19 protein-coding genes and 2 pseudogenes are annotated in these 25,224 nt (G+C 35.8%); 12 read left to right on the top strand and 9 right to left on the bottom strand.

What is annotated here, in order from left to right:
• Positions 1-361 precede the first annotated feature (361 nt).
• The 9 genes from C568_RS0123965 to C568_RS0123930 all read left to right on the top strand — a co-directional run bounded on the left by C568_RS0123965 (position 362) and on the right by C568_RS0123930 (position 9,015).
• Complete coding sequence (locus C568_RS0123965) at positions 362-1,114, top strand: YveK family protein (RefSeq protein ID WP_003210286.1); 753 nt, start codon at positions 362-364, stop codon at positions 1,112-1,114.
• On the top strand, positions 1,098-1,718 hold the full coding sequence (locus tag C568_RS0123960) for a CpsD/CapB family tyrosine-protein kinase (RefSeq protein WP_018782952.1): 621 nt from the start codon (positions 1,098-1,100) through the stop codon (positions 1,716-1,718). Before C568_RS0123965 ends, C568_RS0123960 begins: the two co-directional genes overlap by 17 nt.
• A 13-nt stretch (positions 1,719-1,731) precedes the next feature.
• Positions 1,732-2,370 carry a sugar transferase gene (locus C568_RS0123955; protein ID WP_003195604.1) on the top strand — a complete coding sequence of 213 codons (639 nt, stop codon included), beginning with the start codon at positions 1,732-1,734 and terminating at the stop codon, positions 2,368-2,370.
• A gap of 22 nt (positions 2,371-2,392) precedes the next feature.
• Complete coding sequence (locus C568_RS34405; RefSeq protein WP_116269061.1) at positions 2,393-2,503, top strand: NAD-dependent epimerase/dehydratase family protein; 111 nt, start codon at positions 2,393-2,395, stop codon at positions 2,501-2,503.
• A 363-nt stretch (positions 2,504-2,866) separates the two neighbouring features.
• Entirely contained in the window at positions 2,867-4,339 is a 1,473-nt protein-coding gene (locus tag C568_RS0123950) for an oligosaccharide flippase family protein (RefSeq protein WP_018782951.1), read from the top strand.
• The gene (locus C568_RS0123945; RefSeq protein WP_018782950.1) at positions 4,320-5,540 is read left to right on the top strand and encodes an O-antigen ligase family protein; all 1,221 of its coding nucleotides are present in this window, start codon (positions 4,320-4,322) and stop codon (positions 5,538-5,540) included. The genes C568_RS0123950 and C568_RS0123945 overlap by 20 nt, the downstream gene beginning before the upstream one ends.
• Positions 5,518-6,321: a glycosyltransferase family 2 protein gene (locus tag C568_RS0123940; RefSeq protein WP_018782949.1), complete on the top strand. Its 804-nt coding sequence runs from the start codon at positions 5,518-5,520 to the stop codon at positions 6,319-6,321. The genes C568_RS0123945 and C568_RS0123940 overlap by 23 nt, the downstream gene beginning before the upstream one ends.
• 3 nt (positions 6,322-6,324) lie before the next feature.
• On the top strand, positions 6,325-7,374 hold the full coding sequence (locus tag C568_RS0123935) for a glycosyltransferase family 4 protein (RefSeq protein ID WP_018782948.1): 1,050 nt from the start codon (positions 6,325-6,327) through the stop codon (positions 7,372-7,374).
• A gap of 99 nt (positions 7,375-7,473) precedes the next feature.
• Entirely contained in the window at positions 7,474-9,015 is a 1,542-nt protein-coding gene (locus tag C568_RS0123930; RefSeq protein WP_018782947.1) for a hypothetical protein, read from the top strand.
• Between the two features lie 230 nt (positions 9,016-9,245).
• Here the strand turns inward: C568_RS0123930 and C568_RS0123925 are convergent, their stop codons facing one another.
• The 3 genes from C568_RS0123925 to C568_RS0123915 form a co-directional block, all read right to left on the bottom strand.
• The gene (locus tag C568_RS0123925; protein ID WP_018782946.1) at positions 9,246-10,184 is read right to left on the bottom strand and encodes a hypothetical protein; all 939 of its coding nucleotides are present in this window, start codon (positions 10,182-10,184) and stop codon (positions 9,246-9,248) included.
• Between the two features lie 696 nt (positions 10,185-10,880).
• A complete protein-coding gene (dnaB, locus tag C568_RS0123920; RefSeq protein ID WP_018782945.1) occupies positions 10,881-12,167 on the bottom strand; it encodes a replicative DNA helicase in 1,287 nt (428 codons plus the stop codon).
• The gene (locus C568_RS0123915; RefSeq protein ID WP_006093717.1) at positions 12,164-13,024 is read right to left on the bottom strand and encodes a DnaD domain-containing protein; all 861 of its coding nucleotides are present in this window, start codon (positions 13,022-13,024) and stop codon (positions 12,164-12,166) included. Before C568_RS0123915 ends, dnaB begins: the two co-directional genes overlap by 4 nt.
• A 471-nt stretch (positions 13,025-13,495) precedes the next feature.
• Between C568_RS0123915 and C568_RS0123910 the strand changes: the two genes are divergently transcribed.
• Positions 13,496-14,146: a 2OG-Fe(II) oxygenase gene (locus C568_RS0123910; protein WP_018782944.1), complete on the top strand. Its 651-nt coding sequence runs from the start codon at positions 13,496-13,498 to the stop codon at positions 14,144-14,146.
• Between the two features lie 212 nt (positions 14,147-14,358).
• Here the strand turns inward: C568_RS0123910 and C568_RS35710 are convergent.
• From C568_RS35710 to C568_RS0123900, 3 genes and pseudogenes are all read right to left on the bottom strand, one after another.
• A pseudogene (locus tag C568_RS35710) lies at positions 14,359-14,544 on the bottom strand (PD-(D/E)XK nuclease family protein); the annotation flags it as partial.
• A 65-nt stretch (positions 14,545-14,609) separates the two neighbouring features.
• Positions 14,610-17,084: a restriction endonuclease-like protein gene (locus C568_RS0123905; protein ID WP_033794615.1), complete on the bottom strand. Its 2,475-nt coding sequence runs from the start codon at positions 17,082-17,084 to the stop codon at positions 14,610-14,612.
• Positions 17,059-19,599 (bottom strand): MrcB family domain-containing protein, encoded by a 2,541-nt coding sequence (locus C568_RS0123900; RefSeq protein WP_018782942.1) that lies wholly within the window; start codon positions 19,597-19,599, stop codon positions 17,059-17,061. The genes C568_RS0123905 and C568_RS0123900 overlap by 26 nt, the downstream gene beginning before the upstream one ends.
• Positions 19,600-20,012: 413 nt before the next feature.
• On the opposite strand from C568_RS0123900, the gene C568_RS0123895 reads away from it, so the two are divergent.
• Complete coding sequence (locus C568_RS0123895) at positions 20,013-21,359, top strand: MFS transporter (protein ID WP_018782941.1); 1,347 nt, start codon at positions 20,013-20,015, stop codon at positions 21,357-21,359.
• A 257-nt stretch (positions 21,360-21,616) separates the two neighbouring features.
• On the opposite strand, the gene C568_RS0123890 is transcribed toward C568_RS0123895, so the two are convergent.
• Positions 21,617-22,621, bottom strand: a complete 1,005-nt coding sequence (locus C568_RS0123890) for a proline racemase family protein (RefSeq protein ID WP_018782940.1) — start codon at positions 22,619-22,621, stop codon at positions 21,617-21,619.
• Between the two features lie 203 nt (positions 22,622-22,824).
• On the opposite strand from C568_RS0123890, the gene C568_RS31160 reads away from it, so the two are divergent.
• On the top strand, positions 22,825-24,222 hold the full coding sequence (locus tag C568_RS31160) for a sigma-54 interaction domain-containing protein (RefSeq protein ID WP_006093711.1): 1,398 nt from the start codon (positions 22,825-22,827) through the stop codon (positions 24,220-24,222).
• A 207-nt stretch (positions 24,223-24,429) separates the two neighbouring features.
• Here C568_RS31160 and C568_RS35705 read toward each other — a convergent pair.
• Both C568_RS35705 and C568_RS0123880 read right to left on the bottom strand, forming a co-directional pair.
• A pseudogene (locus tag C568_RS35705) lies at positions 24,430-24,570 on the bottom strand (TerD family protein); the annotation flags it as partial.
• A gap of 232 nt (positions 24,571-24,802) precedes the next feature.
• On the bottom strand, positions 24,803-25,224 hold a 422-nt coding region (locus C568_RS0123880; RefSeq protein ID WP_018782879.1), incomplete at its 5' end, for a GNAT family N-acetyltransferase.

Raw genomic sequence — 25,224 nt, 5'->3', positions numbered from 1 at the left:
AGAAAAAACACTTATTATTTAGATTTATAAGAACAATAGCATAATGATCGACTTCTTTATTTAAGTAGCCATTTGATTAATTTATTTGTTATGTACACCTTTTTTGTAGTCATAGAAATTTCAAAAAACATACTCACATATACCCTCTTGGTACTCTTAGATTGATGACGATGTGGCTACGCCCTACATAGTAAAAATTTAGGAAGAAGCATTCTGTTCAATTTTTGTTCAGATGCTAGGTTTATAATTTTTTCACCCTAGTATAAATGTTATAAGGACCTTTTCAAAATCAAAAGTGATAATTCCCATTCGGAAAATCACGCCAAAACTCTACTATTAAATTGAAAAAGTGGTGAACTAGATGAATGAAAAAGTAAAAATAAAAGAGTTTATGCAAGTTTTAAAAAGGCGATTCTTAATTATTATACTTACGACAATTTGTACTAGCGGGTTCATTATTATTTCATCCATGTACCTTATGAAACCGATTTATCAGTACTCCACCCAAGTTCTTGCTGGATCTTTAGGCGTAGAAAAAGAAGAAAATCCAGTAAATAGAGTACAAGATAACAAACAGCTAGCTCTTTCATATATGGATATCATAAAAAGCCCATATATCATGATAGGTGTAAAAGAAGAGTTAAAGCTAACTCGTTCAAGCTATGATTTGCTTAAACAGGTTTCCGTTACTAATAGAAATGATTCACAGATTATTACAATTTCAGTGAAAGACTCTAATCCACAATTAGCTAAGAAAATTGCACAATCCGTCGCAAAGCAATCCATATCTAAATTTAAAGACTATGCAAATGTAAACCGCCTTAATATTCTTAGTGATTCCGGGGTGACGGAAGAAGCCGAACTGCTTTTTCCAAAACCCAAATTCATTATAGCCATTTCAATCATAATTAGCTTTTTTGTCGGAATTGGCTTGGCAATTCTACGAGAACACTTTGATGATTCAACTTACAACAATCGAGAACTCGAACATCTTGGACTCCCATTATTAGGAAGAGTGAACTTAAATACCAAAAAAAGAAACAACAAGCAAAAAACAGCTTATAAAAGCTTATCTTCAATGAAACAAGGTGAACATAATGACCATCAAATTTAAGAGGAAATATTTCTTTAATCCATACGATATCACCATCAAAGAACGATTTTATAGCATATGTAACCATATTGAACCGAACCTTCAAAAGGAAAAACCAATATTAATGATTACTTCACTTGCACAAACACAAAATATAACCAATGCTACTGCTTATTTGGCCCTAGCTTTTTCAGAACAACGAAAACGAGTGTTGGTAGTGGATGCGAATCTGCGTCAACCTTCTTTACATCATGTGTTTAACATCGATCATTCATTTGGCCTAACCACCTTACTCCTAAGAGAGCAAAATAAGGATACTACAATAAAAATAACGGATTATCTATCTTGTTTATCTACAGGTGAAGATCTTTATGAGCCAGTGGCATTGTTAACATTAGAGACCTTCCCAATCCTAATTGAGGAGTGGAAAGAGCATTTTGATATCATTCTGTTTCACACATCCGATTTCCTAAACACACCAGATGCACAAATCCTCGCAAAACATTGTGATGGCATTGTTTTAGTGATACAGGAAGGCCGTGATAAGTTAGATAAGATTGCGAATGTAAAAAAACAACTAGAACATAGCAAACATGAAATAATCGGTACAGTCATTATTTCATAAAGGGGGGTAACTTTTGGACCCAAAAATAAAGATTGATAGACAGGTAGAAATACAAGTACAATCTCTATCAACTTCATCCTACCTTCTTGTTAAACGACTTATAGATTTTGTTTTTTCGCTTTTCATGCTGTTACTTTTATCACCCATTTTAGTTCTGTTTTGCATCCTTATCCCAATCGAATCAACTGGTTCTCCCTTCTTTTATCAACGGCGTCTAGGAAAAAACGGAAAAGATTTCAAATTAATAAAGTTACGCTCCATGTTTTTAGATGCTGAAAAAAACGGTCCTCAGTGGGCAAGTAAAGAGGACCCTAGGGTTACAAGAATAGGTACGTTTATAAGAAAAACTAGAATTGATGAAATCCCTCAAGTTATTAACGTGTTAAAAGGAGATATGTCACTCATTGGCCCTAGACCTGAAAGAGAATATTTCTATAAAAGGTTTGATAAGTCATTGCCTAATTTTAAACATCGTTTACTTGTAACGCCTGGAATAACAGGATTGGCGCAAGTGAATGGTGGATATGATCTAACTCCCGAAGAAAAATTAGCATTCGACTTATACTATATCCAGCATAGATCATTCGCTATGGAAATCAAGATTTTATGTCAAACATTGGCCATTGTATTTACTGGAAATGGAGCTAGATAAATATTGAAGGGAAGAATAAAAAATGAAGAAAGTGCTAGTAACGGGGGGCTTCGGATTTATCGGATCCCATATTGTAGACAAATTAATTCATAATCATTATGAAGTGGCTGTGTATGATAACTTATCCACCTGATCCGTAAATAATGTTCATTCGAAAAGTATAGCTTTCTTTGATAATGTAGAAGATGAAAGATCATTAGAAAAAGCGATAGAGGCGTTTAAACCTGACTTTGTAGTTCACTAAGCTGCGCAAATTAGTGTACAAAATGTTTCCCCCATTTACCAACCTGCAAAAGACGGTGACGTCAAAGAAAGTTTGCTCTGCAATAAAAAGAGCATTCAAAAATTAGGCTGGCAACCTATATATGCATTGGAAAAAGGTCTTGCGAATACATATGATTATTACCTTAAGCAAAAAGACGCTATTTTACCTAGTGGAAAAGAACCTACATCTGTACTTAAGTGAATTTACAGTTGTGAATTGGGAGAGAAATAAGTGAATAAGAAAACAAACTCAATTATTAAAAATATATTCCACTTACTTTACAGCACGATTTTAGCTAATGTTTTAAATGCAAGTACGCTCATACTATTGGCAAATTACTTTAACTCAAAGAACTATGGAATATTTAGTGTAGCACTAGCTCTTTCCATGGTCATGCATTTTTTTACAGATTTAGGAGTCAGTAATACATTCCTTCGAGAAGGAGCAAAAAAGGAAAACCCAGGCACTACATTTTTTTCTTATATAAAAGTTCGAATAGTATGTTTACTTTTAACATTTGTTATTTTTTCTTTCGGTATCCACGTCTTTTATCATGAACAACAAATTCTTTATATGATGTATAGTTTAATGATTCCTTTAATCATCGGCCTAGTGCTGCAAAGCATAGGCATAACCTACTTTCAATTATCTGAAAGAATGCAATTTATTGCATCCATAAAAATCTTCTCAGCCATTGTATTAGTCACATTAACCATTTTTTGTATAAACTTAAAAGTGGATATACATGTAACAGCTTTTTTATATGGTTTTTCTTATTTAGCTGGAGGCATTTACTGCCTGTATTTACTCAGAAAAAACATGGAATTCAAATGGAAAGTCCCTTTTCAAAAAGAATTATTGATCAATATTAGTCCGTTCTTAATTAGTGGGTTATTTATTATATTAACTCCTCAACTAGGTCCATTAGTATTAGAAAAAACACTTCCCTTAGGGCTTGTTGGGCTCTTTGCAGTAGCTTACCGAATCCCCTCAGCTCTCTATCAAATACCAGGGGTTATTGCAGGTGCATTTTTCCCACTGTTATTTAAGCATCATAGTCATGGGGAGGTAAAGAAACATACAGAATTAAATATCCTGCAAATGAAATTCATGTCCTTGATTGGGATGTGTATGACAATAACTTTATTCTATTTATCCCCCTATCTGATCACGATTTTATTTGGAGATAAATGGGGATCTGCGGTTCAACCTTTAAAAATATTGTCCTTTATTATTGTCTTACAAGGATTTAACATCGCCATTGCTGATGGTCTCACAACAAGAGGACTGCAAAATCGCCGTACTATTGTTCAGTTTATAACCATCTCTATTGGCTTAGTATCTTTTTATTATCTCAGTGTTACTTATGCAATAACAGGGGCAGCTTTCTCTGTTTTAACGATGGAAATTGTATCATTTATTGGTTATATATTAGCTAATCCAATCAGAAAAACAGTATTAACCAAAGTCGTTATTCCATACGGATCCTACTTTTCGATAAGTTTTATCCTATTACACTACTTATTATATAAGTTTCCTTTTATGGCCATGTTCTCTACCATTATCTTAATGTCTACGATGGTTTTACTATTTGATCAAGCTACTCGGAACTTGATTAAAGATTTTATAAGAAAGAAAAAACAACAGAATATCAACCATTTAAAAGACGGGAGACAACGAGGGAATGGAAAGATTACAAATTAAAAGAAATACTTCTACCTTAGAAGTCTTTCTTTTGTTATTTTTTATTACACTTAGTAAATATAATTTGTCCATCGGTTTTTCATTAAAAATTTACATGATTTTTTTAGCCATTTTTTTCTGTATTTATTTTCGAGACTTTTACTTTCGTCCCCTTTATCATTATGAAATTTTATTGCTTTTATTTTATTTTACCTATTGTCTAAGTGGTGCTTTTTCACAGTATCCAGAATCAAGTATTCGCGTCATTCTAGGAGTAATCCTTGTCCTTATCTGCTATTTCATCATGAGATATATGCTGGAGCAAGCTTCAATTCGTGCTATTGAAGCTTCCATTGCAAATGTCGGGATACTATTTAACATGATTAGTTTGTTATTGTACATAATTGGACTACAAATAACCGGGGGATCCCCAACAGGCGTTGAGATTACTTCTTACGGATTATTATTAGATAGAGATTATCCAAGGTTAATTGGACTACTTGATGATCCAAACATCTTCATTTTTTATAATACATTGTTTTTTTCTTTTTATTTAACACACTTAAAAGGATTTAAAAACTCCTTTGGATTTATCTTATGTATCATTACCAACCTTCTTACCTTTTCTCGAGGCGGTATTGTTGCCCTAATACTCGTTATCATTTTGTATATAATATTAGCGGATTTTCTAAAAAAGGTAAAAATGATACTTGTTGCTCTGTTATGCCTAGTTGTAATCTACGCCACATGTTCTTTTATGCAAATCGATTTGAATCAGATCATTTCCAGCCGTATCAATGATTTTTCTTCTGATAATGGAAGTGGTCGATTTGAATTATGGAAACAGGCGATTAACTATTTTATGTCCCATCCCCTTTTGGGAATCGGTGCCTTTAATTTCTCGGATTATTACGCATTTGAACATAATGAAAAACTATATGTCCATAATACATATCTAGAAATCTTAGTAGAGGCTGGAATTATTGGTTTTCTTTTTTACTTTTCTTTTTTATTACTGTTCATTATCAAGCTCTTTAGAACTAAATTGCATATTGAAAAGCCCTTTATTATTCTTACACTTTTTGCTTTTTTATTGCAGATGGTATCCCTTTCTCTCATGATTAATGAAGCGCTTTTCTCCTTTTTAGCAATTACTTTAAAATATATTTCTGTATATGAAAGAAAAGAGGCTGATTTTTATGATATACACAAAAAAAGATAGCGAATCATTGGTTTCCGTTATAACCCCCTCGTATAACAGTTCTCCATTTATAAAAGAAACCATTGAATCCGTTCAGGCCCAATCATATGCTAACTGGGAAATGATTATCGTTGATGATAAGTCGAAAGATGACTCCGTTCATGTCATCAAACAATATATAGAAAAAGACCCACGAATTAAACTTATTACTTTAACTCAAAACGCTGGTGCTGCTAGAGCTAGAAATATAGCATTAAAAGAAGCTCAAGGAGATTATATTGCCTTTTTAGACAGCGATGATCTCTGGTTACCTACCAAACTAGAAGAACAAGTCGCTTTTATGCAAAAAGATAATCTTGCTTTTTCTTTTACCTCTTATTCTTTAATTGACGAACAAGGAAATTCAATGAATATTAAAGTTAATGCACCGAAAGTTGTAGATTATAAATATCTGCTGGGAAATACGACGATTGGCTGTTTAACCGTGATGTTAGATAGGCATCAATTTAAACAAATTGAAATGCCCGTTATCCAGCCTGAAGATACTGCCCTATGGTTAGCATTATTACGGCTAGGATATCAAGCCTATGGCTTACAAAAGATTTTATCTAAATATCGTATTGTAAGTAACTCTACTTCAAGGAATAAATTAAAAGCTGCCTACCGATATTGGAAACTCTTACGAAACCAAGAAAAGTTAAACTTTGTAAAAACCAACTTTTATTTTAGTCAATATGCCTATCATGCATACAAGAAAAACAGAGGAGACCGACCTCCTTCTATGACCAGTGGGGGGAAATAAAAAATGAACAATATTCTACTATTAACCGATAAACTCATAACAGGTGGCGCTGAGATGTATTTTTGCAAATTAGAAAACCATCTCAAAGATGAAAATATGACGTTTTATTCAGCAGCTGCCACAGGTGAGTTGTATCATCAAATTCATAATAAGCATCATTTTATTCCTTTAAGTTTAAAAAATCATCCTGCTAACCTCTATACATTAAGTAAACAAGTGATGAAATTGGACATTGATGTTATCCATGCAAATAGTTTCAGAATGTTACTGTATTCTATCGTAATTAAAAAAATCACGAAAAAAAGAATTAAGCTCATTTATACAAAACATAATGTTACAATACTTGAAAAAAAGTTTCCCGCGCTATTTAAAAAAGTGTTAAATCAACATGTTAATCAAATTATCGCCGTGAGTAACTTCGAGAAAGAGAGATTACTGCAATTGGGTATAAGAAAAGACCTTATCCGAACGATTTACAATGGTGTTGATGTAAAACATTTTTCTTTTCAACAAATACAACCTAAAGAAACCCTCAATATCGGAATTTTAGCCCGATTGTCAAAAGAGAAAAACCATGAACTTTTTTTAAAAATTGCAAATGAGTTAAAAGATGTACGTAACGTAATGTTTTATATTGCTGGAGATGGACCTGAACGGGACTTTATTGAAAAAATGATTCGTGATTTCAAGTTAAATCATAAGGTGACGCTTTTAGGTAATACATCTAACCCATATGAATTTATTTGCAGTATGGACTTGTTGCTTCTAACGTCCCTAAGAGAAGTGTTTCCAATGGTAGTCCTTGAAGCAATGGCTTCTGGAACGCCTATTATTTCTGTAGATGTTGGCGGTATCCAAGAAGCCATTATAGATGATGAAACCGGAATTCTCATTTCCCATCATTCTGAAAAAGAATTTGCAAAGAAAATCCAGTTACTTCATGACAATCAAGACTTAAGAAAATGTTTAGGAAAAGCAGCAAGAGAAAAAGTAGAAAAATCCTTTTCCCTCTCAAACATGATTCATTCTACGCTTGAAACCTATCAATATTAAAAAACAAACGAGGGCATCGTTTGTTTTTTTCTTTTATATATATGCTTTTTTTCAAACATGCATATTATATAATATCCCACATATAAGGAGTGTTATAAGTTGACAGAACCTCTTAATTTTGCTGAAGACTGCCAAAATCAAAGTATTGTTAATATTGATTGTTTTGGTGCCAGTCCAGATTTACTCGATAATTCCCAAGCTATTCAAGAAGCCATTAATTATTGCGCGGTCAATAATTATTCCAAAGTTGTTATCACCGGGAAGAAACAATATACTATATCCTCTCCTATTGTTATTAAGTCAAATGTACATCTTGAAATGGATCCCACTGTGACATTAATCGTCAAAGGGAATTTCCAAGTGTTTGAACTTCAAAAAAACACTTCAATCTCTGGTGGTTCCATTGAAATCGTGGATAATAGCTTTAACTCATCCGTTCTTTATCTTTCTGGTGCCCAACAAATAGAAATTCCTAATCATACTTCTATATCAAATATCAATATTATAAACCGTACAACAACTTACCAAGGTATCGCAATTCATTTATCCTGTAAAAAGGCATGGGATTTCATAAGTTTCTTTCAGGCATACTCAATCCAAATCACAAACTTTAATACGGCTATCTATTTAAAAACAGAAAAGCTTGCGGATATAAACAATCCTTGTTGGATTAATGCAAACTCCTTCCATTCTATTTTTATAGATGGTTGTCAGTATGGTATCGAGATTATAGGAAATAGTGCATTACCTTACGAAATTTCAGGGAACACCTTTACGGGAATCCAAGTTCAATGCCGGAAACAAACAAAAAAGGTAATCCGATGTTCAGGCGCCTATAATATGTTTGAAGGAGTGATATGGGACGTCTTTCGTATGGATGCTCCTCCCCTCGTTATCGAATTCTCTTCCATTTCTCATCATAACTACCTATTCTCAAATCAAGTTTCCACATCTATTCTCGATCGTGGCCTATACAATCGGTGTACCTCACCACATGAAGAATCCCTTCCTATATATCCTCCTCTTGCATTAGGAAAAGCACATCTAGTTGGGAATCAAGATGATATATTAGTAAATGCAAATGTCCGCTACGCAGTGCGCCAACTTTCTGGAAAAGCCCCCTATGGAGGACATATTAATAATTGTTTTAACTTACTCGATGAGCAAAGTGTAAATTACGTGGATGTTCCTAGCACTCAGCCAATTGTAATCGAGTTAGATTTTTCTAAGCAGCCTATTAACATGCTTAATTGCATCGGTATCTATTTTGGATGGAATGAAAGCCCAAGCCGTATTTTAATTGAATATCAACAGAGCCTAAATGGACCATGGGAGGTGGCTAAAGATCTCCAGTTTAATGTCGGAGACACTGTGATTTCAGAAGTAAGGTCAGCTATGTTGTATAAAGTTAAACTAACACTAAGCGGATATACACAAGATCACAAACGTTTTCGGATAAATCGAATATTCGCAAAATCATCTTTACAGCATGGCTCCTCATGGTTGCCAACTACTGGTGGTACATTATATGGAGATTTAGAATTTCAAAAAGGGAATGCTGTGACGTTGACTTCTCCAAATGGAACAAAATGGAGATTGAGTATAAATGATCAAGGGCAAATTAGCACATCTAAACTATGAAAATAATACAAACTAAGATTCATTTACTTCCATTAATAAATATTAAAATGCTCCCCTTCGATATCTTCAAATGTTAACGACTCAAAAAACTTTGCGTAACCATCACCTCTTATACCAAAGACACAAAATACTCTAACAATTCAACTTATACGTAATAATTGTCCCCGTCTCTACATGAATCTAGGGGGCTCCTCCTAAGAAAGCCATGTTCGATTGAGAGAACCTTACAGTTACTGTTTCACTTTATTTGCTTGTCCCCTATCAGAGATTCTGCTCGTAGGCACAGAAGAAATATCAATGGTCGTATCCATACTCTTATCCGTAAGCTCAACAATCGTGTTTCCATGATTGATTTGGTTCAAATCCCACAACATCCCATGAAACTCATTATGTTGCCCGCTCACCTTCAAAACACTTTTTGTTTTACTTGAAGGTTGTATCTGTAAATTGGTAAATTGATTCCCACTAGCCTCATTCGGTATCGTTGAATGACTATCCATGTAAATCATGTTTACACAATCCTCTAAAGAAAAATTCAGAAACCGATTAGCATTTATCCAAGCATATCCAGAATTCGGTTTATCCACTTTTAACTTTACTCCATTCCTCATTCCTACTACCTTAACGTTTTCGAAGTTAACAAAAGAAATCTCATGTTCTCTTCCACCAGCGTATAACGATATCCCTGTCCCCTTGTTCGTTTCAGACCAATTGATGATATTTATATCCTTTATATGTGTTTTGTTCCAAGTGTTATAATATTTATGTTTACCATCTAAATAGATCACTTCCGAGTTAAAATTCGCATCATCAATGGCAATATAGGCCCCTTCAATTGAAGCATTCTTCTCAAGTTCAATCACCCTGAAGTCACCATCAACAATAAACTGTGTTCCATACCCGAATAACAACTTAACACCTTGCTTCACAACGATAGGTGAAGTAATCTTGTACTTTTTGTCATCAAGCAAAACAGTCTTTATTTTATTATCCTTTGCTTTATTAATAGCTGATTGAATTTTACCAGAATCATTTGTCCCTTTAAAATCCTCAACATATACCTTCTCTTTTCGATCTGAATTAGAATGATTCTGATAGTAAAAAAGAAAAATAATTAGCACTATACCTACGATTAAACCAATCATTTTTTTCATCGTACTCATCCCCATATTTAGCTTCCTTTCTTCGGTTCGTTATATATGAATACTCTATTGTTGTCTTCAATTCTTCAATAGCTTCAAGTATTAACACTGTCATGAAACGAGATTAAAAGATAAAAAGACCACCATACATTCTTTATGAACTGATATGATCTCACCTATGCAGGAAGTATAAAAAATCCACCTTTTTATAAAGTAGCTTTTAACCTTTATAAAAGGGGATATTTTACCAAAAAGATAAAATTGGATTTTACACCATTATTTATAACTCTTACCTCTTTTATTTTCTTGCAGATAGATGTTTTTTACAAGCAAAAGGTGTATAGGCTTACCATTTTCTTTTCCTTAAAGATTTACGCCCGAAGTATCAGCAGAAAACATATAGCTCAACCGATCACTTTCTCTTGTAAATGCAATAATCTGAGCATGGTGGACCAACTAGTTCACCATATATGCTAGATAAAGTGAAACTTTAATCAGCCCGACCAATCAGGCTTTTACGGGCAGTTAATGCGGGATAAAAGATATCATTTCAATAAAAAAGACACTCGATGAAGTGTCTTTTTTGTATTCCTAATATAGACCTCAATTCGATTACATTACCTATTGCTTGAAGAAATTTTAATTAGCAACCTCTTAATCTTATCTAAACTGTTTGAAAAAAGAATCAAGATTATTTTAGGTGTGGAACTCACCAGACTATTTTTAACCATCCTCCAAAAACCTCCCAAACTCCTTCAAAAACCGTAACCTCAGCATCCCAACAGGACCATTCCGATGCTTCGCTATCTGAATTTCTGTTATATCTTTATGCTCCGTCTCCTTTTCATAATAATCCTCCCGATACATAAGCATAATCACATCCGCATCCTGCTCAATCTGCCCTGTCTCTCTTAGGTCAGACAACAGTGGGCGCTTATCTTGACGCGACTCCACCCCACGGGACAATTGCGACAGTGCTACGACGCACACATTTAAATCGCGTGCTAGTAACTTCAGCTTACGGGAGATTTCACTCATTTCTTGAAACCTATTTCCCCGATATTTTGAATCGCCTGTAATGAGCTGTAAATAATCAACAATAACAAGCAATTTTTTATCTGCATACTTCCGTTTTAGCTTCCGCACTTGCACCCAAATCTCCTGCGTTGTAACGCCTGCCTTATCATAAATCTCTAGCGGCAGATCCCCAATTTCCGCAAATGCCCGGCTCGTTTTCCCCCAGTCCTCTATCGTAAAACGATGCTTCGGATTTTTTAGCCTTTTCCCAGATACCTCACCCAAGCAAGAAACCATTCGTTTCAATAGTTGCTTGTTGCTCATCTCCAGAGAAAACAATCCAACTGCCGCACCCGATTTTGCCGCATGAAGCGCAATATTTAAGGCAAATGCCGTCTTTCCCATCGAAGGCCGTGCACCAATCACAACAAAATCCCCTTCCTGCAGACCACACGTCATCTTATTTAAAGCTGAAAAACCTGTCTCAATACCAGTAAGTTCTTCTGTATCTTGATGAAGCTCTTCATAAAGATCGACTAACGTATCCTTCAAATCAAAATCAAGTGTGCAATCCACCTCTTCCAGTTCACAAAGTCTTGTAATCGTCTCTCCGATTACTTTCTCATCCTTCTCCGCAAGAAGCCGTTCACACATGCTGTGCGCCATACTTCCCGCCTGATTCATTTTCCAGGCATTCCGAACAAGCCCCTCATAATAGGAGAAATTAGCAGTAGTAGGCACACTCTCAATTATGTTTACAAGGTATTCCATACCACCAATTTGCGCCAGAAAAGCAGGTTCCATTTTTGAAACAAGCGCAACAAGATCCAGCGGCTGTCCTTCCTCCTCTATTTTCCGAATCAACTTAAAGATAGCTTGATGCACAGCCGTAGAAAAGTGTTGCTCGGTCAGCCTACACTCCTTAATCAGTTCACCATCAAGCAGCAAAGACCCTAATACCGTCTGTTCAGCCTCAATATTTTGAATGCTCATGGCCGCCATCCCTCTTCTTTCAAGAACCTCTGCAACTCTTCTTCAGACGGCACGTTTTTCTCCCACTCTTCACACTCCTCTAGAAATTTCTCAGTCTCATGCATAGCAGTCGGCTCCTTCTTCCGAAACTTCGCTGCCGCTTCCTCTACTTCAATAACCTTCGTATATCCCTTACCGTGCCAATCCCGCAGAATCCCCTTCACATAAGCAAGCGTCCGCTTATTATTTTCAAAAGCGATTTGGAGCGCTTTTAAGACAAGCTCCTCCGATAAATCTGCCATCCATTCACTTAATTCCTCCGCTGCATACGACGACAAACTACCAAAGTTTTGTTCATAAAACATGAACACACCACCACCTGGCTCCGTCTCTTCTACTTCCTCATCCTCTTCATAGCTTTCAATAGATGCTTGCGGAATAACCTCAGATAACTCACCTGGCATACCGAAATGCTCTAAAAGTAGCGGAATATTCATCTCTTCCTCCAAACATTTTTGCAGAAACATATATACAAACTCTTTACTTTTCACGCTCTTCAACTCACGTAACACACACTTCTCCATATTCGTATTCGTAACCGGGTTATAACGCAGCCAATTTAAAATATATAACTCCTTCGTTTCCGCATCATACAATATCTTTCCATACTCAACAAAGCGCTGCAGCAACTTCTCAACAGTCTCCCGGTTATAACCTGTCTCCATCTCCGCCAAACGCTTCGGCAACGGATAAATCCCGCATTGCGTCGTCTTCGAACAAGTCAGCAAATAAATATAAAAATACCGCTCCTCCGGTGTTAAATCGAGTACAAAATCATCCTGCCAAAAGTTCACCTGCACATTACGGTATACTGCCATGTTTATTCCTCCTATCCCTTAATGAAACATATGTAATCGGTGGTTCCTTAATGTATATAGGGATAAGGGAGGAAGTTTGGCGGGGTTATTTTATATTTTTTACGATTACTACGACTACTGTTTTTTGAATGCGTGCTTGTAGTAGTTTTTTTGTTTTTTATTTTGTTTCTTTTTAGTGATTTATTTGTTGGTAGGGGGTTGTAAGGGGCTTGGGAGGGGTTCTTTTAATCTGTACATGGCCGACTTCCGCACTTATGAACAAGAAGTACAATGTATCATTGAATGTAGCAAAGAGCATAAATTTTTAAATTGTGTTAACTTAACAAAATTTTGGTGTCGGAATAGTTAGTTTGAATAGGTAACTACATGTCCTCTTTTTCAATCATCACTCTATTTTTTGTAAAGAATGAATAGTGAGAAAAATGTGATATATTAATGCTATCTAATCATTTTTTTAGGGAGATGGGGCAAATGTCAACGAAAAATGAAACAGTTAAAAATACAGAACTAACGATTTTTAACCACACAGGGAACACCATTGTGACAGAAGATAGAGAAATACAAATTATTTCAAGACTAGAAGAGCCTCTTATTGTCGTTTTAGCAAATGTATTAAGTGATGAAGAGTGTGAAACGTTAATTGAAATGTCTAAAAATAAAATGAAACGTTCTAAAATTGGTGTTTCGCGCAAAACAAATGACATTCGGACGAGCAGTGGTGCATTTTTAGAAGAAAGCGAGATTACTACTAGAATCGAAAGACGAATCGCTTCGATCATGAATGTTCCTGCCCCACATGGAGAAGGGTTGCAGATTTTAAAGTATACAGTTGGCCAAGAATATCAAGCACATTATGATTTTTTTGTAGAAAATAGTGCGGCAGCAAGTAACAATCGTATGAGTACACTTGTGATGTATTTAAATCATGTAGAAGAAGGTGGAGAGACCTTCTTTCCAAAACTCAATCTTTCCGTATCTCCGAAAAAAGGAATGGCGGTATATTTCGAGTATTTTTATCAGGATGAATCAATAAACAAACTTACTCTACATGGCGGTGCACCTGTTATCAAAGGTGAAAAATGGGTTGCGACGCAATGGATGAGAAGAAGAGCATTGTTGTAACAAGTAAATGTACCGACTTTATCATTTTAACCGAGAAGACCCCCTCCTCTAAACGAAGTGAAGGTGGGGGATGAATCGGTTTTGTCTTTTTTAAAGAAAATGTCTTTTTAATAGAACGTACGTTTGTTTTGTTGTATAATAATCTTATCAAACAAAATGAGGTGAGAACAGGTGAAGAAAGCGTATTTTTCGAAACGGATCTATAAGACAGAAATAGATACTGGGAAATTCTTTTTATGTAAATCATATATCTTTCTAATAAAATCGGTACCCGCTTTATGTAAATCTGGGTTTGCTTCTTTATACTCTGGATCTGCCTACTCTGCTAGCCAACAAATAAAAGCATCTTGAGATGACTCACTAGTCGCATATGAAAATAGATTAGATCTCTTGTCCATGATACAATTCTCACCTACGATATACAAATTGTTGTCCCTGTTATATTTATTATTTTCAATACACCTTAATCTCTACTTAACTGCCCCAAAACACTCTTAAACAACATCGAAGAATTCCTAACAACCAAATCCAAAGCCACCTCTTTAAACTCTCCCCCTTTTCCAACCATCACATTCCCCTGCTCATAATCAATTTTAATTTGAACATCTTGAACATAATAACCCTTAATGGAAGATGCCTTGTCCAAATCAGAATGATCAAGCTCGACCTTCACCTGTTTCGTAAATCGGCGCAGCATTTTCCAAAGAGCTCGCTCTTCTTTCGATTTCATAAATAATTCAGGAAGCTCTTGTACTTCCTTTAATAATGACATGCTCGTTAACATATATGTTTGAATTCCATATCCCACCGGACAAATGTGATGACCTAACTTTTTCCATGGCTCTAGTTCGAAATAAACACAATCATTTGTTTCATCACCAGGTAGTACATTCTCTCTGTTTATATGGATATCTTTAATCCTTGCGACATGTTGAATCCCACCGTTTTCTCCATACCACTTTTTCGGTGCATATAAGGCTATGTATTTTATTTCTTGCCAGCCTGGTTTTAATTGTGAAACAGGAATTTGATAGAAACCTTCTTTCATATATGTTTCATAATCCTTTTCTGTTTTCACATTACCGACTAATACCTTTTCATCTAAAGAGGATTCCCATTCTTCTTTTGTTCCTCTTGGAAGAATTCCTTCTCTTATAATCTCTTCTGGACTTTTTTCAATGAGATGATCAAGAAATTGTTCTACTAGTCTTGTCGCGTTTGGTAAAAATGGAAAACCGCCAATATTTACTTTTTCAATGCTTTTATAGAAAGGATGATGCTCATATTCTTCCTCTTGATTCCACGGGAATAATACATAAGCTCCATAGGCTGTTCGCTCAAATGGTCCACCTTGATCTACTACTAATGCATCTCGATATCGGTGCATCGTGTTAATATCTTCTTCCATTGGACCCGGTGTCCCATACTGTCTTTTATAATGGGAACCATTTTTGGCAAAGTCGATTCGATATTTAGCATCAAAAATATATTGGTATTGATAGCTTTTCCCTTTCTTCTCAATCGCAAGCACCGTATCCGGCTTTTGAGTGACAGTTGGTAATGCTTTATTTCTTTTTTGAAAATAAAGCTCAATCACTTCATCTGTTTCAGGGTGCCTAAATGTTCTTTTTGCAGTTTTACTTTCATCAAGTGTCACATATAATCCATCTTGCCGAACCTTAATAATATCTTGATTCACTGTTTCATATTTTTTAGATAAAATTTGTCCAAGCTTTAAATACGTCCAATATTCATATAACCTTGCGACGTCCTTTACAGACATTTTAAAGATCTGCCCTCTTAGCGTGAGACCTCTCGATAACATTAGAAAGATTTGATACGCATCCCTATAACCGGATGCCATTTGAATGACAAGAGAAAAGACGGAGCGGTCTAATTTACCAATCCCATTCCAAAATGGATCATTCAACTCATTCTTCATTTGGGATTTCATTTTCCTCACGTTTTGAATCAGATCATCGTCAATTGGTAAACTCTTGAATCCAGTATCCTTTTCCAACGATTTAAGTAAATCATCGATTTTATGTACGACTCTCTGAATCATCCACTTAACAAACCGATTTTCCAATGTATCGTAGGATACTTCCTTATAAGCTGTAATTCCTTTTGATGAAACCATGTTTGCTCCTACTTCTTGAAACAAGTGAGGTCTTTTTCGTAAGTAATTCATCCCAACAGAATCAAGCCTACGAATCTTCTCTCCTTGTACAAGCTGATGTCGAGTAGTAAGTGTATGGTGCGGCTGCCTTTTAATATGAGAAATTGCCTTCATAAATCTACGAAAAGAGTCATTTAAAATACGATAAAACTCACTTTTAGATGGATTAGCCGCATAGATTGTTGATGCTCCTAAGTAAGTTCTTTTCAATAAATGAAACGCCAAATTGTAAATTTCATCATTTACTTCTTCCAATAATGCTCGATAGTCGTCTTTATAATCAAGCTTTGATGGGAAAACTTCTAATGTAATTGCTAGTAGAGATTTTTTATCATCTCGAATTTCAAATGTTGTATAACCTACTTCATTTGGAAATAAGAGATTTCCCATTAATATTTTCAATGAACCCATTTGAGTAGAGCTGATTGCCTTTTGAAGAGATGGATGTTCATGGTAAAAAGACAACCCTTGATCATTTTTAGGAATTACAACAAGCTGATAACTCCTATTCTCGAAAAAGATAGGAGGGTGCTCAGTTAATTCGCTAAGCTTTTGTAACCGAGCATCATATACTAAGATAGATTCTACTTCTCCAGACACATGAAAATGCATCATTTCATCCGAAGCAATTGATTGATGTTTTTTTAAGCTCTCATATTTTTCATGATAGGGATTCCCTTTAATAGTCAATGAGAAATCTGCTGTTTCAATCTTAACTAGTTCTATATCACTGTTAGATCCAGAAAGAGGTGAAGCCATCATACTCGAACCTCCTTAACATATGAGACAGCTTCTTAGCAGAACGAGGATACTTCGCATAAGACATCATATCTTCATTATCAAACTCTTGATTTGTACATAGCGTATATAATTTCTTTAATGCCTCTTCTGTTCTCCCATCGCTCCCTGCAATACGCGGTAAGATTTTTTGATATATTTGATAGTCTAACGCCTCGTCAAACGATAATAGTTCACTTTTTTCATTGTAAGCCATATAAAAACAAATTTCGTCACGTATCCGATACCCGACTTGTGCTCCGATCGGTTCAAAAATTTTATTAACTTCGATTAAAATATGAGATACTTCCTTCACAAGATCTTTATTGAGCTGAAAGCATTCTTTTAAATGTAGAAACGTGGCTGTCAAGGAATGATTAGAAACACATTTTCCCTGTACTTCTTCTACATCCATTAAAAACTCAAAGGAATCTAATTTTACTTGATTAAATTCAATTGTATTCGCACGATCCAATACTTTTTTACTTAACGGATGTGTTGTTTCATCCATGTTGACAGTTCCAATGACGTACACATTTGATGGAATCGTAATTCGTTTCCCAACAATCGATTCTGGAAGAACAGCCGATGTAACAATCTCTCTTCCTTCCCATTTTCGGCTTTCAATGACACTTAGAAAATCACTGAAATAGTACTCTACACGTGCTAGATTCATCTCATCGAGCACGACAAAATAAGGTTTGTCCGGATTCTCTGCAGCTTTTTCAAGAACTTGAATTAACGGTCTTTCCTGAAATTCACCTTGAATATTCACGTAGCCAAGTAAATCAGAGCTATCGCTCCAATCAGGTCGCACAGGAATAAGCGTGAACTGTCCATTTTCTTCAGTTGCCCCTAAACTTTCAGCGAACCACTGAACAATTTTTGTTTTCCCCGTACCTGAAATACCAGACAAAATAACAAAGGGCTTCGTTTTTAAAGAAAGGAAAAAGTTAATAATATCTTGCTTATCGTAATAGAAACCTTTGCTTTTCATATAGGAAGATACATGATCTACAATTTCCTTCCCATTCAAATCCATTTCTTTTTTCTCCTCGTGAATCACTGCACGATTAGTTCCTTTCTCTCTAAAGGCAATGTATCCCTCATAATAGCGAAGCATTTCTTTTAAATCTTCCACTAATTCTGCTTCACTTGGCATTTGTTCAACATCATATGGAATGTATGCAGCTGTAGAGTTGGCATATCCCTTCGCTTTTGGACTTGTACCAAGGAAAATATCATCATCTTTTTTTATTTTTTTAGACATTTGTATATGTTGACGGATCTCAGACTTAATCTTTTCCATTTCCTCTTTAGAAGTTTCAGTTACTCCTTGTGCCATTGTTAAATATAATTGCTTCATATCTTCACTAAATAAATAAACGATATAATACCCTCTCTGCGTCGATGTCGTAATGTCTTTATTCATGATAGCAAGCCATGGCACGGCGGCCCAATTCCCTTGTCCAACTGAGCCCGTAACAATGTACTGATTATGATCGATAAAAGATAAACGAGTTACCTCCGTTGTCATTTCATTTCGAACGACTGAACCAAGTTTATGACCCGCAAATTTTTCCGTTCTTGCCTCTAAATACTCATACATAACAGTTAAAAATTTTTCACGTAAGTTACTATTCATATTATCGTCCTCTTCATCATTTCCTTTTAAATATTGTTCAACTGGAACCCACCTCTCGTTAATTAACCCTACCTTCTCAAGCCACATTAACAAATTATGAGTACGTTCCTTGGCTACTGATTCAACCATTAAATTATCTCCTCGTGAATTTCGAACGATCGTCATTCCTAAATTCACTAAAACCGCTTTCTTTTCAGCCTTTGAATAACTATTTAAAAGTTCGAGTACAAATAGAGCAATTTGAAAATATTCCTGTTTCAAAATCAAATTTCGAATAAAAGCATCCTTATTTTTTGATTCAATATATTCATTTAATAGAGCCCGATTAATCTCATGAGCTTCATCCAAAAAGCCCAATAATCTCAAATCTTGCCGTCCACGAGATTTCACTCTATATAAATTCCCATCAATTTGGTGACTAAGATCTTTCGGATCATATGTATTATCTATTACCTCTTCTAAAAAAGTGATTACTTTATGATATTGCTCACAGGGTAAGTCATCCGTTCGAAATTCTTTAAGTGTAATAGATTTTGAGTCAGTTACATTCACAAAAGGAAGTTGTGAAAAGAAAGCAATCAAAAAAGCACTGTGTTCACTTACTTGTCCAAAATCTTCACTCGTTACCGTACGTATACTTATGAATTTTTGCCAAGCTTGCTGGAGAGTTTCAAAAGTTACCATAAAATATGGATGTGATTCTTCTCCTCCTTGGTACTTCTCACGTAAAAGTTCTGTTTCAACGTATAGTCCTTCATCATCTGTCTTTATAATCAAATAAGATTTACTAGTGTGTATGTCATTAACTTGATTGGTTACTTTAGCGAATTCAATTATGAGTTGGTCCAACATTTTTACCTCCGCAGTTACAATTAATTACAATTACTACTATTTTAACAAACTATATACAAAAGAAAAATGATACGCTATAACTCATGATTAAATAACCTTTCAGGAGGAGATATAGTTAAACATTCTCTTTTCTACTTTGTATTGTCTTTCCGCTTCTGACAAAGTCATTGCCACCACAGCAATCGCCTATCAATTAAAGCACCTACAGCTCCTCCTTATTTTCATACACAAAAAACTCAAACTCTTCCAGATTGTCTCCAAACAATTTGCTCAACTATAAAATAGAGTTATTTTTCATTATATTGAGATTTTTCAAACAAAAAGATATAATTTATTTACATTTATACGCCTTCATACTTAGTTCATAATGATATTTTTCAAATTACTTCAATTAAATAGGGAGGTTTTTAATCATGTCTCAATCCATCGAACGCGCCAATACAAGGCGCATCACAGGAAACATTTTCAAAGGTTCAGTTGGAAATCTGATTGAATGGTACGACTGGTACGTCTATTCTGCTTTCGCCGTGTATTTCTCAGCAGAGTTCTTTCCCAAGGGAGATTCGACCAGTCAACTGCTCAACACAGCAGCCATCTTTGCCGTAGGCTTCCTAATGCGCCCACTAGGAAGCCTGCTGATGGGTCGTTATGCCGATCGTCATGGTCGTCGCGCCGCACTGACGCTTTCCATCACCATCATGGCCGGTGGTTCTCTAATTATTGCCTGTACCCCAGGTTATAGCACCATTGGTATAATGGCCCCTATTATTCTCGTTCTCGCACGTCTGCTTCAAGGGTTGTCATTAGGTGGAGAATATGGAACTTCGGCTACATACTTGTCCGAGATGGCAAGCAGCGGCCGACGTGGTTTCTACTCGAGCTTCCAGTATGTAACACTCGTTGCTGGACAGCTGGTAGCACTTGGTGTTCAAATCATCCTTCAGCAAATACTCAGCGAACCCGATATGAAGTCTTGGGGCTGGCGTATTCCCTTCATCATCGGAGCAATGGGAGCAGTTGCTGTATTGTGGCTGCGTCGCACGATGGATGAATCGGAGCAATTCTCAAAAATGGGATTTGAAAGCCGTGAGAGTGCTGGAACTATTCGGACTCTGATGAAACATCCTAAGGCAGTATTAACAGTCGTTGGGCTAACGCTCGGTGGAACTGTTGCATTCTATACTTACACGACGTATTTACAGAAATTCATGGTGAATACTGTAGGCCTTCCTAAAGAAGTCGTTAGCTGGATTAACTTTATCGCCCTATTGGTATTCGTCGTACTTCAGCCACTTGCTGGTATGTTATCCGATCGGATTGGACGGCGTCCGCTATTGATTGGTTTCGGCATCCTCGGAACTTTACTGACAGTGCCACTGTTCCTAATCATGGAGCAAACGAAATACCCTATCGTTGCTTTCTTACTTATGATGGTAGGTCTCATTATTGTCACCGGTTATACTTCCATCAATGCAATCGTGAAAGCTGAGCTCTTCCCAACTGAAATCCGTGCCCTTGGCGTGGGATTCCCTTACGCAATTACTGTTGCAGTGTTCGGCGGAACGGCGGAGTTCATCGCATTATGGCTGAAAAGTATTGGGCTCGAGTCGCTCTTCTACTTCTACGTAGCTGGCTGCATTGCCATAAGCTTCATCACTTATTGGCGTATGGCTGAGTCATCGAAAACCTCTCACATCGAAGCTGAGCTAGACGATGAAAACACGCTAGCTGCTCGCAACTCTGGTTCAAGGCACTCTTAAGTATCATAAGTGCTTAAAGTACGCAAAATGTCTTTTTTAAAGCGATAATTCACCTAAAAAACCCCTTGTTTATCAAGGGATTTTTTAGGTAAGAAACCTTTCTCGAGCATATTCAACTCACTGAACCTCATAGTTACCTGAGCACAAACACCTTCTGTACATAGTTAGCTAACTCTTCATTTCCAGAGTGTGAAGGTCAAGTTAAACACTTACAAAAAGAGTTGTTTTCTACCTAGAAAACAACTCTTTATAAAACATTAAGCCAATAAAAACCCTCGTTTCAACGGATCCCTCGGATCCATTACAAATTGATGGAATCCTGTAATAAATGCCTGGCCAGTAACTTTTGGAATAATTGCCTCGTATTCATCTACTTTTGTCACTGACAATATTTCTCCGATAAACTGTCCGTCAGTGATACATTCATGAATGAAACTTTCTTCCTGCTGTAGAGCCCCCTTTTCAAAGAGAGTTGTAAGTCTTGCGGAAGTACCAGTGCCACAAGGAGAACGATCTACTTGCCCATCAGCAAAAATGGTTACATTTCGTAAAGTGGCGTCTTTTCCATTTGGTTCATCTGAAAAGATAACGCCATATATTCCCTTTAAATCTTCTTCGAGAGGATGTTTTACTTCCATTTGATTTTCAATGTAATGTTTTATTTTCCCGCCCCACGTTTGAATAGCTGATAAATCTTTAAAATTCACTTTCAAACCAAGTTCTTTACTGTCTACAACAGCATAAAATGCTCCTCCAAAAGCAATATCCACTTGAAATTCATAGTCATCAATTTTTATAGGAACATCTTTCTTGTAAACAAAAGAAGGAACATTTTCAAATGATACTGATTCCACTTGGTTTCCACTATATGTTGCGTACGCAACAACTTCTCCTGCAGGGCTATCAATAATGAACTTTTGTTTTTCACCCGTCACTTCGAACATACCCGTTTCAATTCCTACTGTGACGACAGCGACAATTCCATGGCCGCACATTGTACTCCAGCCCTCATTATGCATAAACAATACCCCAAAATCAGCATGAGGACTTGCCGGCGGCGTAATGATACAACCATACATCCCATGATGCCCTCTCGGTTCATACATCAAAACTTCGCGAAGATGGTCCAAGTGCTCCATACAATAAGCTCTTCTTTCTAATTGCGTTTCCCCTTTTATCTCCGGCACTCCGCCTGTAATAATACGTAATGGTTCCCCCGCTACGTGTGCATCAATTGTTGTGTATATTTTACTAATCTTCATTCCTATCTCCTCCATGTTTGTATTTTAAAAGTGCCCTACTTTTTTATTAGCAAATACCGTGCCAACCACAAAGTAACCTTAATATTATTAATATTCAATTAATTTTGTTTACATTGTTTCAGAAAAGTTGTATCCTTTTAGCGACAAATCTGTCTACGAGTGTCTACTTTTGTATACGATTTAAAATCATTGGGGGATATTTTATGGAACAATCTGATACCTTTGCGATTCCTACATTGCATACACTCCTCTCTTCTGTAGAAGAAGCGATTTCTATTGTAAATACGAGAGGGATCATGCTTTATTGGAATGAAGCAGCAGAAAAAATGTATGACATAAAGAAGGACGATATTATTGGAAAGAATGTTCAAGATTTTTTCTTAGAAGAAGATATTATGAATTTAAAAGTTCTTGAGAGTCAGCAACCTGTTCGAGATATTTATCACCTCCCGCGCCCAGATAAGCATGTATTGATTAGCACAACTCCAATTTATAATAAAAACAATGAACTGATTGGTTCTATGTCCGTAGAAAAAGATATTACCGCTACGATCAAATTAAATGAAAAGTTATCCTCTACATCTGAAGAATTGCAGCAACTAAAACAACAAATGATTCAAAATAATAGAGACGATCCCTTCAGCAACATAAAAGGAAACAACTTAGCAATCCAGCACATCATTCATGACATGAAAAAAGTAGCGAAGACAGATGCGACGATTTTGATTAGTGGGGAAAGCGGCGTTGGAAAAGAGCTTTTTGCACAAGCGATCCACGAGGCAAGTTTAAGAAGTAAAAAAGCATTTATTCCGATTAATTGCGGTGCCATTCCTAATGCTTTGTTTGAGAGCGAGTTATTTGGTTATGAATCAGGAGCATATACTGGAGCTGCCAAAGGAGGAAAGCCTGGAAAAATAGAATTAGCAGACGGAGGTACTTTATTTCTAGATGAGGTAGGAGAGCTCCCACTTGATATGCAAGTGAAACTACTTAGAGCGTTACAAGAAAAAGAGATTTATCGAATCGGAGGACAAACACCAAAAAAAATTAACGTCAGAATTATCGCCGCAACGAATCGTATATTAGAAGATATGGTATCGAACGGAACTTTCCGATCTGATTTATTTTATCGGCTTAACGTATTTACTGCCTGCATCCCGCCACTTCGGGAACGAACGGATGATATTTCCTACTTAGCTCATCATTTCTTAAAAGAATTTTCTTTCAAATATAACCAATCAATTCCTTTTGTTCATCAAGAGGCAACGAAGCGATTACATGTATATTCTTGGCCAGGTAACATCCGCGAGTTACGTAATATTATAGAAAGGTTGATTGTTCTTCACGAAGGCAGCGAAATATGCGAATCAGACATTCTCAAGCTACTGCCGCAAGCAAAATCTTTTTCAGAGCCCCTTAGCCAAGCTACGCTTTCACTTACTGACGAAAAAGAAAGTCTAGAGAAAACTCGCATTCTTCAAACCCTGCAAAAGACTTATGGGAATAAAAGCGTTGCGGCGAAAAAATTAGGAATGTCGCGAGCTAATTTGTATAAGAAAATCAAAAAATATGGGATTACTTTTGATAAAACGGATATTTAATACATCAAAACCCCGAATTATGGACTTTATTAAAGAGGCCATAATTCGGGGGCATTCAAGTTTCTATTTAATAAAAACTAGAATTTTTATAAATATTATTCAGCAATCTTCACCATCCATATAAGTAAACTTTCTATCTTGTTAGTAACAATGTGTTGTCTAAACTACTGCCTCTAAATAGATTCAGCAATTACTTATCTCTTTGTATTATTTAAAATACTTCTCATAATCATCTTCATTCTTAAACTCAATCGGCCCAACATCCATGCGGAATTTTCCATCCTCATACAGTAATGGTGAAGCTTCTGAATGATCTCTAGAATAGCTTTCTACGTGGGGGATCGTCAGGGAAATGCGGATTTACAACGTTAAGGAAATTTCAATATTAAAAAGCCCACCGTTGTTCAATAAGATTAAAAAGAGATTTAGTTACCAGTTCTATTTATAACAACTTCAGGAGTGCTTTGTAAGTTTTTTACTTCCATAAACATTTTTAAGTTATATACAAAAACCATGCTTTGACATCGTCTAAAGCATGGTAATTATTTAAACTAATATAAAACTGCTAAATTGATTTTTTCTATCCCTCGTGAATTTCTTTAATACTTTTCCCTTCTAAAAACGCATGTCCCGTTTTAATTTTTTCTACTGTTTCAAATCCATACTTTTCATACACTTTTTCTACTGTTTCGTTAATTGGAATCACCCAAAGATTATCTAGTCCTCTATTCATTACTTCACTTTGAATAAAGTGAATAAGTTCACCTATTAACCCTTTACCTCTAAACTTTTCAATTGTAGCTACACTTTCCATTCGGGCCTGTTTTTCATGTTCAAAAATACAAGCGATGGAACATGCTACTCCATTGTATCTAAGTAGATAGTGAGTGAATGCTGGATGTTGGAATTCATCTTGAAAAGCTTTTTTTCTAACTTCGCCTCCTAACTCTTTTATACTACATTCAATATCTAAAGCTTCTTCAAAATTTAATTCAGATACCT

Origin of the sequence: Bacillus sp. 95MFCvi2.1, assembly GCF_000374965.1 — a bacterium.
Lineage (GTDB): Bacteria > Bacillota > Bacilli > Bacillales > Bacillaceae_G > Bacillus_A > Bacillus_A pseudomycoides.
This window is presented reverse-complemented; position numbering and strand designations above follow the sequence as displayed.

What these genes read in the sequence shown, in the direction of transcription:
- C568_RS0123935 (WP_018782948.1), top strand. Translation starts at nt 6,325, where the DNA reads ATGAACAATATTCTACTATTAACCGATAAACTCATAACAGGTGGCGCT.
- dnaB (WP_018782945.1), bottom strand. Translation starts at nt 12,167, where the DNA reads ATGAGCATTCAAAATATTGAGGCTGAACAGACGGTATTAGGGTCTTTG.
- C568_RS31160 (WP_006093711.1), top strand. Translation starts at nt 22,825, where the DNA reads ATGGAACAATCTGATACCTTTGCGATTCCTACATTGCATACACTCCTC.
- C568_RS0123900 (WP_018782942.1), bottom strand. Translation starts at nt 19,599, where the DNA reads ATGTTGGACCAACTCATAATTGAATTCGCTAAAGTAACCAATCAAGTT.
- C568_RS0123890 (WP_018782940.1), bottom strand. Translation starts at nt 22,621, where the DNA reads ATGAAGATTAGTAAAATATACACAACAATTGATGCACACGTAGCGGGG.
- C568_RS0123945 (WP_018782950.1), top strand. Translation starts at nt 4,320, where the DNA reads ATGGAAAGATTACAAATTAAAAGAAATACTTCTACCTTAGAAGTCTTT.
- C568_RS34405 (WP_116269061.1), top strand. Translation starts at nt 2,393, where the DNA reads ATGAAGAAAGTGCTAGTAACGGGGGGCTTCGGATTTATCGGATCCCAT.
- C568_RS0123925 (WP_018782946.1), bottom strand. Translation starts at nt 10,184, where the DNA reads ATGGGGATGAGTACGATGAAAAAAATGATTGGTTTAATCGTAGGTATA.
- C568_RS0123965 (WP_003210286.1), top strand. Translation starts at nt 362, where the DNA reads ATGAATGAAAAAGTAAAAATAAAAGAGTTTATGCAAGTTTTAAAAAGG.
- C568_RS0123915 (WP_006093717.1), bottom strand. Translation starts at nt 13,024, where the DNA reads ATGGCAGTATACCGTAATGTGCAGGTGAACTTTTGGCAGGATGATTTT.
- C568_RS0123910 (WP_018782944.1), top strand. Translation starts at nt 13,496, where the DNA reads ATGTCAACGAAAAATGAAACAGTTAAAAATACAGAACTAACGATTTTT.
- C568_RS0123895 (WP_018782941.1), top strand. Translation starts at nt 20,013, where the DNA reads ATGTCTCAATCCATCGAACGCGCCAATACAAGGCGCATCACAGGAAAC.
- C568_RS0123905 (WP_033794615.1), bottom strand. Translation starts at nt 17,084, where the DNA reads ATGGCTTCACCTCTTTCTGGATCTAACAGTGATATAGAACTAGTTAAG.
- C568_RS0123960 (WP_018782952.1), top strand. Translation starts at nt 1,098, where the DNA reads ATGACCATCAAATTTAAGAGGAAATATTTCTTTAATCCATACGATATC.
- C568_RS0123940 (WP_018782949.1), top strand. Translation starts at nt 5,518, where the DNA reads ATGATATACACAAAAAAAGATAGCGAATCATTGGTTTCCGTTATAACC.